At 41.2% G+C, this 15,796-nt stretch carries 15 protein-coding genes; 7 read left to right on the forward strand and 8 right to left on the reverse strand.

Annotated features, from left to right (window positions below):
- Positions 1-41 precede the first annotated feature (41 nt).
- Entirely contained in the window at positions 42-1,535 is a 1,494-nt protein-coding gene (locus tag CRO21_RS01055) for a flavin-containing monooxygenase (RefSeq protein ID WP_097077502.1), read from the forward strand.
- Between the two features lie 214 nt (positions 1,536-1,749).
- Here the strand turns inward: CRO21_RS01055 and sodC are convergent, their stop codons facing one another.
- The 3 genes from sodC to CRO21_RS01070 form a co-directional block, all read right to left on the reverse strand.
- Positions 1,750-2,298: a superoxide dismutase family protein gene (sodC, locus tag CRO21_RS01060; protein WP_228150330.1), complete on the reverse strand. Its 549-nt coding sequence runs from the start codon at positions 2,296-2,298 to the stop codon at positions 1,750-1,752.
- Between the two features lie 145 nt (positions 2,299-2,443).
- On the reverse strand, positions 2,444-3,544 hold the full coding sequence (locus CRO21_RS01065) for an AI-2E family transporter (protein WP_097077504.1): 1,101 nt from the start codon (positions 3,542-3,544) through the stop codon (positions 2,444-2,446).
- Positions 3,545-3,602: 58 nt separating this feature from the next.
- The gene (locus CRO21_RS01070) at positions 3,603-4,262 is read right to left on the reverse strand and encodes a ParA family protein (protein ID WP_097077505.1); all 660 of its coding nucleotides are present in this window, start codon (positions 4,260-4,262) and stop codon (positions 3,603-3,605) included.
- A gap of 535 nt (positions 4,263-4,797) precedes the next feature.
- Between CRO21_RS01070 and CRO21_RS01075 the strand changes: the two genes are divergently transcribed.
- From CRO21_RS01075 to CRO21_RS01085, 3 genes are all read left to right on the forward strand, one after another.
- Positions 4,798-5,268: a Holliday junction resolvase-like protein gene (locus CRO21_RS01075; RefSeq protein WP_097077506.1), complete on the forward strand. Its 471-nt coding sequence runs from the start codon at positions 4,798-4,800 to the stop codon at positions 5,266-5,268.
- A 190-nt stretch (positions 5,269-5,458) separates the two neighbouring features.
- Complete coding sequence (locus tag CRO21_RS01080) at positions 5,459-6,001, forward strand: hypothetical protein (RefSeq protein ID WP_378234922.1); 543 nt, start codon at positions 5,459-5,461, stop codon at positions 5,999-6,001.
- A gap of 64 nt (positions 6,002-6,065) precedes the next feature.
- Positions 6,066-6,476, forward strand: coding sequence for a protease inhibitor I42 family protein (locus CRO21_RS01085; RefSeq protein WP_097077508.1), 411 nt, complete (start codon positions 6,066-6,068; stop codon positions 6,474-6,476).
- A gap of 72 nt (positions 6,477-6,548) precedes the next feature.
- Here the strand turns inward: CRO21_RS01085 and CRO21_RS01090 are convergent, their stop codons facing one another.
- The 3 genes from CRO21_RS01090 to CRO21_RS01100 form a co-directional block, all read right to left on the reverse strand.
- Entirely contained in the window at positions 6,549-7,322 is a 774-nt protein-coding gene (locus CRO21_RS01090; RefSeq protein WP_097077509.1) for a class I SAM-dependent methyltransferase, read from the reverse strand.
- 168 nt (positions 7,323-7,490) lie between these two features.
- Entirely contained in the window at positions 7,491-8,957 is a 1,467-nt protein-coding gene (locus tag CRO21_RS01095) for a catalase (protein ID WP_213064388.1), read from the reverse strand.
- Between the two features lie 289 nt (positions 8,958-9,246).
- On the reverse strand, positions 9,247-9,876 hold the full coding sequence (locus CRO21_RS01100; protein ID WP_097077510.1) for a TetR/AcrR family transcriptional regulator: 630 nt from the start codon (positions 9,874-9,876) through the stop codon (positions 9,247-9,249).
- Between the two features lie 80 nt (positions 9,877-9,956).
- Between CRO21_RS01100 and CRO21_RS01105 the strand changes: the two genes are divergently transcribed.
- Complete coding sequence (locus CRO21_RS01105) at positions 9,957-11,621, forward strand: acyl-CoA dehydrogenase family protein (protein ID WP_097077511.1); 1,665 nt, start codon at positions 9,957-9,959, stop codon at positions 11,619-11,621.
- A gap of 20 nt (positions 11,622-11,641) precedes the next feature.
- Positions 11,642-12,043: a PaaI family thioesterase gene (locus CRO21_RS01110; protein WP_097077512.1), complete on the forward strand. Its 402-nt coding sequence runs from the start codon at positions 11,642-11,644 to the stop codon at positions 12,041-12,043.
- A 63-nt stretch (positions 12,044-12,106) separates the two neighbouring features.
- Here the strand turns inward: CRO21_RS01110 and ptsP are convergent, their stop codons facing one another.
- Together ptsP and CRO21_RS01120 are read right to left on the reverse strand one after the other, a co-directional pair.
- Complete coding sequence (gene ptsP / locus CRO21_RS01115) at positions 12,107-14,404, reverse strand: phosphoenolpyruvate--protein phosphotransferase (RefSeq protein WP_097077513.1); 2,298 nt, start codon at positions 14,402-14,404, stop codon at positions 12,107-12,109.
- A gap of 39 nt (positions 14,405-14,443) precedes the next feature.
- Positions 14,444-14,929: an RNA pyrophosphohydrolase gene (locus CRO21_RS01120; protein WP_087619454.1), complete on the reverse strand. Its 486-nt coding sequence runs from the start codon at positions 14,927-14,929 to the stop codon at positions 14,444-14,446.
- A 183-nt stretch (positions 14,930-15,112) separates the two neighbouring features.
- Between CRO21_RS01120 and CRO21_RS01125 the strand changes: the two genes are divergently transcribed.
- Positions 15,113-15,763 (forward strand): HAD family hydrolase, encoded by a 651-nt coding sequence (locus CRO21_RS01125; RefSeq protein ID WP_097077514.1) that lies wholly within the window; start codon positions 15,113-15,115, stop codon positions 15,761-15,763.
- Positions 15,764-15,796: the final 33 nt, after the last annotated feature.

Here is a 15,796-nt window from a genome sequence, read left to right on the forward strand (position 1 = left end):
TGTGCTACATTGCAGAAAAAGGGATGCAAGGTATGAAAATAATGACACAACATATTAATACGCTGGTCATCGGTGCAGGGATTTCAGGCATTGGTGTCGCTGTACATATGCAGCAAAATAGCCCTCAGCGTGATTTTATTATTCTTGAGCGTCGTGATCGTATTGGTGGGACATGGAGTTTATTTAAGTATCCTGGCATTCGTTCCGATTCGGATATGTCAACGTTTGGCTATAAATTTAAGCCTTGGCGTGAAGATAAAGTATTGGCTGAAGCGGGTGCAATTTGCAATTATCTACAAGAAACCATAGATGAATATCATCTCCAGTCAAAAATAAGATTTAACCATGCACTCAATGCTGCGAACTGGAATACCGAAAAACAGCTTTGGGAGCTGGAAATTGATAATAACGGGTCAGTCGAGCAGTGGACTGCAAATTTTGTGATTGGCTGTACAGGCTATTATAATTATGAGCATGGTTTTCAACCGAAGTATGTTGATCAGGATAAATTTAAAGGTCAATTGATTCATCCACAGCATTGGCCGGAAAATCTGGATGTTGTCGGTAAAAAAGTAGTGATTATAGGCAGTGGGGCCACAGCCATTACCCTGGTTCCGGCTTTGGCAAAACAAGATGCAATTGTCACCATGTTACAGCGTTCGCCAACTTATATTGCTTCAATTCCATCGATTGACTTTGTTTATAATAAACTCAGGAAAATCTTACCCGAAAGTGTGGCTTATAATTTAACCCGTAAACGCAATATTGGTTTTCAACGTGCAATTTACAAATTTTCAAAATCCAATCCCGAAGCTGTAAAAAAATTCTTACTGGCTGGGGTGAAAATGCAATTAAAAGGCAAAGTGGATATGAAGCACTTTACCCCAAATTATAATCCGTGGGATCAGCGTCTATGTGTTGTTCCTGATGGTGATTTATTTAAGGTATTGCGTGAAGGTAAAGCTTTTATAGAAACCGATCATATTGAAAAATTTGTTGAACATGGCATTCAGCTAAAATCTGGTAAAGTGCTGGAAGCGGATATTATCGTATCGGCAACTGGACTAGAGATTCAATTATTAGGCGGCTTAAATGCTTCGATTGATGGTAAAGCGATTGAAACCAAAGAGCACTTAATGTATCAGGGTTCAATGATCAGTGATGTTCCGAATTTTGCATTAATCATTGGCTATACCAATGCCTCGTGGACTTTAAAAGTTGATATTGTGGCAGAGTATCTATGCCGTTTATTTAACTATATGGATAAACATGGTTTTGCCACGGTAACACCTCAAGGTGATGAATCTGCAAAATCGACTGTTAGTTTAATGGGAAGTAATTTAACGTCAGGCTATATTAAACGTGCAGAGCAGGTAATGCCTCGTCAGGGTTTAAAAGATCCATGGGCAGGCCGTGCTAGTTATTATGCGGATCGTGATGCACTACAAAAAGCTAATTTTAAAGATGGCATATTAAAGTTTGTAAGTCTTACAGCTAACCCAAAAGCCAAAAAACGGATAAAACTATTTGGTTGAGTAAAGGTCAATAAAACCATATATAAAACATAATATTATGGTTTAAAAAACAGGGACTAAGCCTGCTAATAAGATGACTTCAATATGAAGTGGGCGTCAGGACGATTCATCTTTTTTAAGCGCTATTCAGTCTATACTCATGGTGTATTGCGTGAACATGTTATTTGTTTTACTGCCTACACAATACGCCATGAGATATAGATATGGAGGCTGTTTATTTAATCACGCCGCAGGCAATGCGATCTCCGCCACCGCCAAGAGGTGCAGGATGATCAGAATAATTGTCTCCACCTTTATGAATCATAATGGCACGGTTTTTAACCAGATCAAGTGTTAGTCGTGGTGCAATGACAGAAGTTGTTGCAGTACCATCTGCTGCCACAACAAGTACCGGCAAATCACCCAAATGCCCAGGTCCTTCTGGAGTACCATGTGCACCTGCATTGTTTGGATCTAAATGTCCACCAGCTTTGAGTGCTGCGCCAGGCTTGCCATCTTTTACATCAGCTTCACAGGAAGGATTTTGATGAATATGGAAGCCATGTGGACCCGGAGTGAGATTTTTAAGCTTGGGTTGAATAATTAAGCCTTTGCTGGAATCGATAAACGTCACTTGCCCAATATTTTCACCAATGCCATCTGGCGTGACTGCATATACCGTGACGGTTTCCTTGGGTGTGATTTTTTCTTCTATGCTATTACAACCGCTGAGAATTAAAGCTGATAACGAACCCAATAGCAGTAAATTAGTCTTTAATTTCATATTGATTCCCATTCTCTATAGATGTGTTTTTATAGTAATGGATTCTAGCCAATATTTTGTAATTTTATGCAAGAGTACCGTTTAAATGGGCTTACTTAAACGGTAGTTTTGGTAGGGTAAAATATGTGGATAAAGTGTTTAAAATTTAAGGTTTATCCTGATGTTCAAGTAAAGGCAGTTCTGGCTGAATTTCTGCTTGATGACTATGTTCTTGTAACCATTCACGCCAGCAAGCCAGCAATACAGCAAGGATCACCGGACCAATAAATAATCCGACCAAGCCAAAACTACTAATACCACCGAGTACCCCAAACATGATGAGTAAAAAAGGAATTTTGGTGGCGCCAGAAATTACCAAGGGGCGAATCACATTATCTGCACTACTGACGATGACCACACCCCAAATTACCACACCGATTGCTTCAACTGTGTGACCTTGAGAAAATAGCCACAATGCCACGCCACAGTATGCAACCGGAGTTCCAAAGGGAATTAAAGCCAGAACAAAGGTCACAATGGTCAGCACCATTGGGTTGGGCACACCTGCGACAAAATAGCTTGCACCAGCAAGTAAAGCCTGTGCCACAGCAGTGAGGCCAACGCCATAGACAACAGCACGTGTGGTTTCAGAGATGGTTTCAAAATAATGATGAATACGGGAACCGATCACCATTTCAAAGGCGCGTTGTACCTGAGCCAGAATAATGCTGCCATCACGATAAAAGAAAAATAAGGAGAGAATTGCAAATACCATTTTAATCAGATTGCGACTGATTTCTGTCAGTACAAAACGACCATAGCCCAGATGGCCTTGAATCCAGATCCCGATATTATGCGTCGCTGCATGAGGATTGTTATTGAAATCACGAATAATACGCTCAATTTCATTGCCGACAATCGGTAATTCATTGAGAAATGCTGGCACGGTTAATTTACCGGAATAGAGTTGGTGTTGTAATTCAAAATATAAATTGCGTCCCTCGTGCTGCAATACAAAAATTCCGATAATAAAAGGAATACCTACCACGAGCACCACAATTAAAGTCATGAGCAAGGCGCTCAAATTTTTGCGCTCACCACACCATGCATGGATTTTTCGATAAACTGGCCATGTCATATAGGTGATAATGGTTGCCCAGACAACAGGCACAATAAAGTATTTTAATATTTCAAAACTTAATAGAATTAAGCAAAAAAATAGTCCAAATAATAAGAGCCGTTGCAATATAGGCGCATTTTCTTGCACGTGGTCGTATCCATGTTTGAGACAGAATTTGTCTCATCTTAGCCTAAAATGACAGAAACTAGAACCAGTCCTGTTTGTCCTGATCATTATTTTGACCAAGTAGTTGTTTTAGAATAGGTTCCCATTGTTGCTGAATAATTAAGAATTGTTTTTGATTTTTATCAAATACACTTAAGCCTTGCATTGCCAGTTGGGCATAGGCACTACGTTCGTTAATCCATGCGATGGGTTGCTGTTCGATTTTATCAAAAAATTCTTGAATTTGTGTTTGGCTAGAAGCACCGGTTTTTACTCGGTTGGCAAGCAGATGAATTTCAACTTTGCCTTTGCGGATGCGTTTAATATCTTCAATTTGTTTTAAAAAACGTCGTGTACTATCAATGTCAAAAAAAGATGCCTGTAAGGGTACAATCAATGCATGACTTTCAGCGATTAACTGTTGGGCTTGCTCGCTGGATAATGCTCCGGGTGCATCAATAATGAGCCAGTCAACTTTTTTGGGAGAGGCACCAATGGATTGTTCATCGCGCCAATCCACCGCAATAATTGAAGGAACAGTCGCAGGGCGTAGCTTTAACCATTGCAGACTGGATTTTTGTTGATCGGCATCTGCAAGGGCAACTTTAAAGCCTTTATTGGCGAGTGCTGAAGCGATCGTAATTGCAGTTAAAGTTTTTCCACAGCCACCTTTTTGATTTGCAATTAACAGCGTTTTCATGCTTTACCTTAAAAAATGAATAATGTCCTAACCCAAGCATAGCATTTTATTATGACAGCAGAATGACATAATCTATAGGGTCTGTTGATATTTCGTCTATGATTGCGACAGTGGTTGTTTTTTAGGCAATACAAGGCATGGAATAGTGAAATTTAGCTATTCTAAATGAACTATTCATAACGCAGTAGTGTCAAAAAACAACCCTGTCCCAAAGGGTTGTGGCTAAAATTCCCCCATACGTCGTTACAAAGCTCGACAAGGGAATAGCCATTGCCTTCGCTTTGTGCCTAATCTGAAGAAATTTTAGCCTACAACGCAATTTATTTATCAAATGTCAACAGACCCTAGTAATAGCGGATTTAGTGAAAAGATATTTCATTGCATCGCTAAGTCTAGGCATGCTTAACCCAATGAGATTTTATTTATACAAATAAAAAAGATGTCATGTAGATGAGCATACCTTTTATCATCAGCAATAGTTTATGCTAGTAAACGTTTAAAACGAATAATACTTTATGATATTAATGAGTGTTTTATGTCTGTTCCTGTTGCCCTGTTGATTGGTATGATGGTGGGGATTCTGTTTAGTAGTGTGTGGTTTTTCTTTGGGCGACTGCAACAATTAAAAGCAGAACACCAGTATGAAATGAGTGAGCTCATGCGTGAGCATGAAGCAACATTAACTTCGGCGAGAAAGCGCAGTGTAAATACCAGTCGGGCGGTACTAAAAGGTAAGATGGCAGAGCAATTTGCACCTTTATTCCCCGAGTTTGATTATTTGCCCAGTGATGCCAAGTTTTTAGGTGATCCGGTCGATTATGTGGTGTTTTCGGGCTATAGTGAATATCGGGAAGGTTTGTGTGATGCCGAAGACATTGAAGTGATTTTTATTGATATCAAATCCGGACAAGCCAGACTGACCAAAGGTCAGCAAGCCATTGCTCAGGCAATTGATGAAGGTCGGGTCAGATTTGAAACTGTTCGCATCGCATTTGATGATGAATAACAGAGCTTGATTGACATAACTGAATTGAGATCTTTTATTTTTGTAAAGATGGTTACAAAAGGTAATCCTTGCTAACAAAATCCAAGATTGAATACACTTGGCTTTACTAAAAACTAGCATAGTTTTTGCCAGAATCTTGCACAATAGCAGCATGATTTATTGAGAGGATTTGCAGATGTTGATGAGAAGGATGATGTTACTGTCTTTTTTTGCTTTTGCAATGATTCCTGCCTATGCAAGCTACGCTGAATATAACGTTGCCCATGGATTACCTCCGGTAGAAGGTCAGTCTATTTCGGTGCTACAGCCGTTTAATGGCGATTTTCGAATTTTGGGTTATAAAAATTATCAAGATGATGAACAGGCAAAATTTTCGCCTGTCGATTTTGCCGTGAGTTGGGGATTATTTGCCCATCCGGAAATTGCTTCAAAAATTGCGGTAAAACAATATGATCGGTATTTAAAATGGGCAATTGAAACATTACCCGTGCCTGCCGAACAGGCCATGCAAATGGTCTCAAATATCCATATTATTCCTGCCAATCCGCAAATTGCGCAAGCCATTAAACAGGTCAATCGTGGTGACTTTGTTCGTTTAAAGGGTGATTTGGTTGAGATTAAAGATAAAGATCTGGTGTGGAAATCATCGCAACGTCCAGATGATGTCGGTGACGGCGCTTGCGAGGTATTTCGAGTCAGTTCGATCGAATGGTTAGAAAAGCATTCAAGTTAAACTCGATCTGATTGAAGTAGATAACATGATGAATTTTCATAATTTAAAACACAGAAGGTGAACGATGAATATATTAAAACAATTGGCTACAATCGTAGTTTGTAGTGGATTAATGGTGGGGTGTGTACAGATTCCAAAACATGAGCAAACGCAAGTGAAACAAAGTTTTCATTTAGGTGAGGCTTGTCCTGCCAATTTAAGTGTGGCGATAGGCGAAAAAATCGGTTTTAGCGCACCGGAAAATGCGACCACAGGCTATCAATGGCAACTAAAGAACCCTTTAAATAATCTCAGCGCCAGTTCGCATTATGTTGCCGATACTAAAGATCAGGCAACGGTCGGTAGTGGCGGGATTCGTCATTTTGAATTTGTTGCGAAGAAAGCAGGGACTGAAACCATTCAGCTGGAGTATGTACGTGCATGGGAAAAGGATAAACCAGCAGAATCATGGCAATGTCAGGTCAATATTAAATAATACATTGATGGTGTAAGCATCAATGTAATCCATCTAACCATGATGAGTATTTATCGTTATTCATCATGGTTTTTAGCATTTTTTATAGTGGTAAGCATAGGTCACATAAGGGAAATCAATCGTATCCTGTAAGCCCTTGTTTAAATACTGGTCAACGATTTTAATCAAGCCTTGTCGTATTCTTTCTTTTTCCTGTACTGGTGCAGCAGAAATAAAACTGGTCGATAAAATACGGTTAATGACCACTTGTTCTACACTACCACGATGTAGTAACTGGAATTTTTTAATCGACTGCAATTGAAATGAATGTTGATGTTCAAAGACATTCTGCCATGTCCCACGATAAAAACGTGGTGTATCGCCCTCAAGTGGCGTAATCAAATCGGTAATTGCTTTGATCCATGGGAAAGAAATATCACGTTGATTCCAGATTAATCCCAATGCCGCATGTGGTTTAAGCACATGATAAATCTCATCCAGTGACTCGCCATTGGCAAACCAATGAAACGACTGTGCACATATCACGGCATCAATACTATTAGAGGGGAGAGTAATATTTTTACTGTCAGTTTGAATATTATGGATGTTTGGATGCTTTTGAATTAACTGATCCAGCATTTCTGCAATCGGTTCAATTGCAAAGATATGCGGTGTGACTTGTTGCAAATAAGGGATAAATTTTCCTGTGCCTGCACCGAGATCAACCACTTTACTTTTGCCATTTAATTGTAGCTCCTGCTTTAACCAGCTAACGACCTCATTGGGATAGTTTGGACGAGATTGTTGATAGAGTTCTGCGCCCTGACTGAAGCCTTGTTGTGCAGCAGGATGAAGTAAATTCGACATTGTTTTGTTCTTTCTAATAAATAACATCTAGCTTAAAAGAAACAGGATTGACTTCAAGTGATGCTATGTAAATAAAAAGCCATCTGACGATGACTTTTTAAACAAATTTATGCAAAGGTTTTTCTTTATTCACATATAAAGATGGGAATCATAAATAAAAATAAAGACTTAGGCCTCTATGTTTAATCGGCTTAATGCATCACGTACACCTTGTGCGTAGTCTGGATGACATTTCTCACAGTTATCAATATGGCGCTGTTTGATAAAGTCGAGGGCATCACCCAATGCACGGGCGGTATTGTCAAATAAAGCCTGTTTTTGTTCATCATTCATCAATTCGAACAAAGCACGGGGTTGACTAAAGTAGTCGCTGTCATCTTCACGGTAATTCCAGAAATCGGCATCACCCGTGATTTTTAGTGGTGGTTCCTTGTATTCTGGTTGTTCAATCCACTGATTAAAACTGTTTGGTTCGTAATGTGGTAAAGCACCATAGTTGGCATCAATGCGTCCCTGACCATCACGATGGTTACTGTGTACCGGGCAGCGCGCTTTGTTTACCGGAATTTGCTGATAGTTTACCCCCAGACGGTAACGCTGTGCATCTGCATAGTTGAACAAGCGTGCTTGTAACATTTTATCTGGAGAAACACTAATCCCCGGAACCAGATTACTTGGTGCAAAAGCAGATTGTTCAACATCTAAAAAGAAGTTTTCGGGATTACGATTCAGTTCAAATTCACCGACTTCGATCAATGGATAATCTGCATGTGGCCAGATTTTGGTTAAATCAAATGGATGATAAGGAACTTTTTCCGCCTCTTGTTCTGGCATGATCTGTACAAACAGTGTCCACTTCGGATAGTCACCACTTTCGATGGCGTCATATAAATCACGCTGATTGCTTTCACGATCTTTGGCGATGACAGTTTCTGCTTCGGCATCGGTTAGGTTTTTAATGCCTTGCTGGGTTCTAAAGTGGAATTTCACCCAAAAGCGTTCATTGGCTGCGTTGATAAAGCTATAGGTATGGCTACCAAAACCATGCATATGACGATAGCTGGCGGGGATACCACGATCAGACATGACAATCGTCACTTGATGGAATGCTTCTGGTAACAGGGTCCAGAAATCCCAATTGTAGGTTGCACTACGCAAGTTAGTGCGTGGATCACGTTTTACCGCTTTATTTAAATCAGGAAACTTACGTGGATCACGTAAAAAGAACACGGGGGTGTTATTTCCTACCAGATCCCAGTTACCTTCTTCGGTATAGAATTTTAAGGCAAAACCACGGATATCACGTTCGGCATCGGCTGCGCCACGTTCACCAGCAACTGTGGTAAAACGGGCAAACATTTCGGTTTTTTTACCAATTTCACTAAAGATTTTGGCACGAGTATATTGGCTAATATCATGTGTCACAGTAAAAGTACCAAATGCACCTGAACCTTTGGCATGCATACGACGTTCTGGAATGACTTCACGGACGAAATTGGCTAGTTTTTCATTTAGCCAGACATCCTGTGCCAATAATGGACCACGTGGACCGGCGGTTAGACTGTTTTGGTTATCAACAACCGGTGCACCAAAGTCGGTGGTTAAATGGCTATACGGACATTTTTTGTCGGTCATGGCTATCTCCTGTTTGTTATAAAGTGGCGAATGAATTAGATTTAATGAATAAAACAATATGCAACAAGATATTGTTGAATGATAGTAATGTTGGTGTGACTATGTTTCAGGTCTAAGTTCATCATAACCTCTACATGAATCGAATAAAGCATTTGAATCTGTTTTTTCAGTGTAAAACAATTAATTAATTTGTAAAACAGATTAAATTGGTAATAGTGATTTGTTTTTTAGATTAATGCTATGTTGAATATAAGGTTAAAGGTAAATCAAACGACTGATTTAATGGTTTTTAATCTTCTTGAGTTGTAACAAAGGCCAGACTTGCAGTGATAATATCTTCCTGCAAATTTTCCCAATCTTGAAAATCTGGCTGAATGAGTAAGCCTTGCATAACAAAACCGTAAATTATCCGATGCAAATTCTGCGCTACACGCTGTTTTTTAATAGATTGATGATAATAAGGTGTAAGTAAATTCTGCCAGTGCTGCGTCATAAGATCATAATGTTTTTGATAAATTTCGACGCTGGAAAGTTGTCGTTCAAGTAAAAAAATCGTTGCCCAGATACGCTGTTCTTGTCTAATAATTAGAAGTTGCTGCTCAATGAGGTAGTATAAATAATGATCTATGCTTAAGTTGGGATAATTTGATAATTGCGTGGTTGCCAGGTGCTGAAGTTGTTGAATATTCATCTTTATGTATTGGTGAATGATCAGGGCAATTACATCTTCTTTTTGACTGAAATATTCATAAAAGGTGCCTAAACCCACGCCAGCAATTTCGGTGATTTCCCGAATGGTGATTTCATCAAAACTTTTTTCCCGTAAAAGCTGAACAGTGGTTTCCAGCAATGCCTGCTGTGTAAATTTAGCTCTGGATTGCCTTGGTTTTCGGCGTACATTTATTGGTGCTTGAGCCATCATGAAAATCCGAACATGGGGACAAAGGAAATCTTTTATACTTAAAAAGTACTTTTACAATAACACATGAGGGAACATCGATGACAACAAATTGGCTTACCCATCAGATCAGTAATCAGTTTGATGAGCTTCAGGATTATAATCTATTTGATACGGATTTGATTCTACAACAAATTTTACAGCATTATGGTAGTCAGGATCAGTCTGCATTGCGTACCTTTGGTGATGTGGCTGGTAGTGCGGCATTCTATAATGCTGCCGAATTGGCCAATCGACATACACCGGAATTGCATGCTTTTGATGCGCGGGGGCGGCGTATTGATTTTCTGGAATTTCATCCAGCTTGGCATCAATGGATGGCATTTAATCGGCAATATGCTGTACATGCTCACCCATTTATCACACAGCATCAATCCAGTGCCTGGGTAGATTTGGCCAGCCGTTTTTATCTGTCTGGACAGATTGAAAGTGGTAATTTATGTCCGATCGCTATGACGTTAGGTAGTATTCCATTATTACAGCGAGAACCAGCATTATGGGCTGAACTGGGTGATAAATTACTGTCAACAGAATATGATGAACGCGATATCCCCATTCACGATAAAAAGTCGATCTGGATTGGCATGGGCATGACCGAGAAACAGGGTGGTTCAGATGTACGCGCCAATCAAACATTGGCAAAAGCGGTGAATCAGGCTGGACGAGGACAGGAATACTTACTGACCGGACACAAATGGTTTTTTTCTGCACCGATGTCTGATGCACATCTGGTTGTTGCGCAGACCGAAGATTCTGGATTGGGCTGTTTCTTTGTGCCACGCTGGTTGCCGGACGGTAGTAAAAATCGGGTTAATATACAGCGTTTAAAAAGCAAGGTCGGCAATTGTAGTAATTCCAGCAGTGAAGTGGAATTTCAGGAAGCATGGGGCATCATGATTGGTGAAGAAGGGCGAGGTATTCCGACTATTATTGAAATGGCTGGCTATACCCGTTTGACTTGTTCGGTTGGGAGCAGCGCCGTAATGCGTCAGGCATTGGTACAATGTCTGGCGTATACACGGCAGCGTCAGGCTTTTGGTAAAGTTTTGGCAGATCAACCCTTGATGCAATCTGTTTTGGTCGATCTGGCACTGGAAACAGAAGCGGCATTGCAATTGAGTATGCATCTGGCTTGGCACTATCAGTACGAACATCAGCTTGATAACCAATTGTCACAGGCATGGACCCGAATCATGACGCCTGCGGCCAAGTTCTGGATTTGTAAACGCGCGGTCGAGTTAACCGGCGAAACCATGGAAGTATTTGGTGGTAATGGTTATGTCGATACGGGCATCATGGCACGTTTGTATAAGGAAGCACCAGTGAATTCTATCTGGGAAGGTTCCGGCAATGTGATGTGTCTGGATGTTTTGCGTGCGATTCAACGAGAACCGGACTTAATTGAGATATTATTAAGCTCATTTGATGCAGAATGCCAGCAGAATCAGGTACTGAAAGTCGCACGGGCCGAGTTATATGCTTTATTGCTGCAATCAGCCCATGATTTGCAATTCTCCGCACGCAGTATAGTGACACGACTGGTGTTGTTGGCACAGGCGGTATTATTGCTGCGATATTCTGAATCCTTTGTGGCTGAGGCATTTATTCAGACAAGGTTTAATGCATTGCATGGTCGTGTAACTGGGCTTGTTGCTGCACAAGGGATTGACGTGGTACGGATACTGGAACGGGCATTACCTGCATAATTTTTAAAAGGGAATGGAATATGGATATTCGAAATATCGCCGATCATATTTTTAAATCACAACCTTTTAGCCAGTTTTTGGATGCAAACTTAAAAGTTATTTCAGCCAATGAAGTTGAAATAGACATTGTATTAGGTGAGCAGCATCGACAACAGCACGGTTTTGCCCATGGCGGGGTCTTAAGTTATTTGGCAGATAATTCCATTACTTTTGCTGGTGGCATTGCGTTAATGGGTGATGCGCTAACGTCCGAATTTAAGATTAATTATGTTAAGCCTGCGCAAGGTGAACGCTTGATTGCAAAAGCCATTGCAAAAAGTGTTGGCAAAAAACAAGCAGTCTGTGTGGCAGAAATTTATTGTATCCATCAGGATCGGGAGTATCTATGTGCCATCGCACAGGGGACTGTCATCAAGATATAATTTCTCATGTGGGTCATTGATCTATCTTAGTTACGGTCAATGACCCCAGATTACAGTGCTGTGTTAGCTGGTCACAACACGGCCGCTTTTCACCATATCCGCCAGTCCATGGGTTCTAAAATAATGTTCAATCAGACTTTTAATCATTAAAGGATTGTTGAGTTTTAAAACTTGCTCTAACAAGTCTTGTGCATCTGTCATCGGTACGTGGCAGATGGCCTTACGCACACGCAAGATATTACTGGAGCTCATTGACAGGGTATTAAAGCCCATCGCCATCAATAAGATTGCAGTCAGTGGATCACCTGCCATCTCACCACAAAGACTAATCGGTTTGTCATATTGATGGCATTCTTTGACCAGTTTGGTCAGTGCTCTAAGAATTGCCGGATGAAAGTGCGAATAAACACTGGCAACGCGCGGATTGTTACGGTCAACCGCGAGTAAATACTGAATTAAGTCATTTGATCCGACAGAGAAGAAATCGACCAGTTCGGAAAATTCGTCAATTTGTAGCAGAATACTGGGAACTTCAATCATAATCCCGACTTTTGGTCGGGTAATTTTGACTTGTTCTTCTTCCTGAACTGCACTCAAGTCACGGTCAAGCAGATAGAGTGCTTCTTCAACTTCACTAACGCTGGTGATCATTGGCAATAAAATATGCAAATTATTCAGACCAATACTTGCCTTGAGCATGGCACGGATTTGTGAAGAAAAAATTTCCGGATGATCCAGGGTGAAACGGATACCTCGCCAGCCCAGGGCCGAGTTTTCTTCTTCAATCGAAAAGTAAGGCAAATCTTTGTCGGCACCGATATCAAGGGTACGCATTACCACAGGTTTATTGGCAAAGTGACTTAGTTGCTGGCGATAAATCGCACGTTGTTCTTCCTCACCGGGAAAGCGTTCCCGCAGCATGAACGGAATCTCACTGCGATAGAGCCCGACACCTTTGGCACCACGTTGTACACCACGCACCACATCAATCATCAGACCGGTATTGACAAACAGCGGCATGGCAACACCATCAGGCGTAATCGCACTTTTAGTTTCATACTGTTTTAGGTCTTTGGCAATCTGATCTTCGTCTTTTTTAATTTCCTTATAGCGGGTACGTAAGCGTCGTGGCGGATGCACAAATATCCGACCTTGATAGGCATCGACGATAATCTCGGCATCGTCCAATGTACTGATCGGTAATTCTGTCACACCGACAACGGTGGGGATACCCAATGCGCGTGCCACGATCACCATGTGCGAATTGGCTGCACCTTCAGTGGTGACAATGGCTGCAATATTGCCAATCGGCATTTCGACCAGCGCCGCAGTACTGATTTCTTCACCAATTAAAATGGTATCTTCGGTAATTTCCTTATGGCCAGTATCCGCAGTTTGCAGATGGGCAAGAATACGTCGTCCAAGATCCTTAAGATCGGATACCCGTTCACGCAAATAACCATCTTCCATTTGCGCAAAAATATTGACATGCTTTTCGATCACCCGCCGTACTGCACCTTGTGCCCAGTGGCCTTCCCGAATTAAAGCACTGATTTCGGCAGGCAGTGCATTGTCATCCAGCATACGTAAAAATACGCTAAATAAAGCACGCTCTTCCGACATCAGGGAATCCTGCATTTTTGCATCAAGATTTTTAATGTCTTCACGTACTGCAAAAACAGCTTTACCTAACAGTTCCAATTCTACGCTGATGTCTTCTGCTTCACGATCCGGAATTGAGTTTAAATCCGCAGCGGGATAAAGAATAACGGCACGACCCAGCGCAATCCCATCTGCACCGGCAACCCCTTGATAGGTTTGATAGCTTGGTCCGCTGGACGGTTTACGAAAAACATCAATATTGCCGACCACGTGGGCATGGGCAATCACGCCGGAAAGTTGCGCACACAGCGTGACCAAAAAGGATTCAGCCGCTTCACTAAAATGCTGACTTTCCTGATTTTGAATCACCATCACGCCCATCACTTTGCGGCGATACATGATGGGCACACCTAAAAATGAATTAAAAACTTCTTCACCAGTTTCGGGTAAATAAATAAAGCGTTCATGTTTGGGTGCATGTTCCAGATTGACAATTTCTTCTCGTTGTCCGACCAGTCCGACCAAACCTTCGCTGGTATCCAGGGAAACCGTGCCCACTGCTTCAAGTTTTAAACCGTGGGATGCCATGAGTACATAGCGATGGTTACGTTCATCGAGTAAATAGACTGAGCAAACATCGGCATCCATGGCTTCTGCAACCTGATTTACCATCACATCAAGCGCTTCATGCAGACTTGGTGAGGCATCCACCTCCTGCACGATACGTCTTAAGGTTTCAAGTTGCATTGTATTTGCCATGAATTTATTCCCTGATTAAATGTGCTGTTCCTAAGTAAATCAAGACGAGTGCCGAAAAGGTAAGTGCAAACAGAGTTCGGACAATGCCCGTCGGTAGACATCTCGTTTAAAATTTACCACTTGTCCAAGTGGGTACCAGTAGCTTACCCATTGCCATTCGTCAAACTCGGCAGGATCTGTGGTCTGTAGGGAAATATTTTTTTGCGTACCTACAAGGCGCAGTAAAAACCATTTCTGTTTTTGTCCAATACATACAGGATTGGAGTCTGTTCGAATGTAGCGATATGGCAAACGATACCTTAGCCAACCTCGGGTTTGTGCAATAATTTCCACATGCTCTGGCAGTAATCCGACTTCTTCATATAATTCTCGATATAAAGCCTGTTCAGGAGTCTCACCATATTGGATGCCTCCTTGTGGAAATTGCCAAGCATTGTGTCCAATGCGTTTTGCCCATAGTACTTGTCCAGCGTCATTTGCCAAAATGATCCCGACATTGGGTCGGAAACCTTCAGAATCGATCATTTGGCACCTAAATATTTATCTATGTTATGGACTTTGCGAGCAGGAAGAGTTGCTATATCATGCTCATCGAGTAATCGCGAAGTCAAAGCAATTGAAATTGTTATGATCTTAACGAATTTCTGCTCTTTGCGGTAACAGAATTACATTTTTTTTACTAAATTTTTTAATAATCTGAGGCTTGTCATGAAATTGGCGTTGTTTGATCTGGATCATACTTTACTGAATACCGATTCGGATCATTCCTGGGGAGAATTTCTAGTGAATGAAGGTCTGGTCGACCCGGTCTATCACCGCCAAATGAATGATAAGTTTTATCAGGATTACAAAGCAGGGCAGCTTGATCCGATTGCCTATAATGAGTTTGTGTTTGATTTTCTGACCCGGCACGACAATCATTATTTAAGTGCCTTGCATGACGTGTTTATGCAAAAAATCATTCGACCGCAGATGCGCCCCAAAGGATTTGCAGCCATCAAAAAACATCAGGATCTGGGGCATGAAATCGTAGGAATTACAGCGACCAGTGATTTTATTACGGCCCCGATTTTTCGGGCGTTTGGTATTCACAATATTATTGCCACCAATGCAGAAGTCATTGATGGAAAATATACTGGCAAAGTTACGGGGTTGCCATGTTACCAAACAGGTAAACTAAAACGGCTGGATCAATGGTTAAATGGACGGCAGGTGTCTGAATCATGGGCCTATTCCGATTCGATTAATGATCGTTTTTTATTAGAATATGCAAACCATGCCATCGCTGTGAATCCGGATGATCGTTTACAGGCATTGGCTCAAGAAAATCATTGGGCTATTCAGGATTGGTCGATTTGATTTTATAGAACAATTTATATAGATCAATATGTG

Origin of the sequence: Acinetobacter puyangensis (genome assembly GCF_900096995.1) — a bacterium.
GTDB classification, from domain to species: domain Bacteria; phylum Pseudomonadota; class Gammaproteobacteria; order Pseudomonadales; family Moraxellaceae; genus Acinetobacter; species Acinetobacter puyangensis.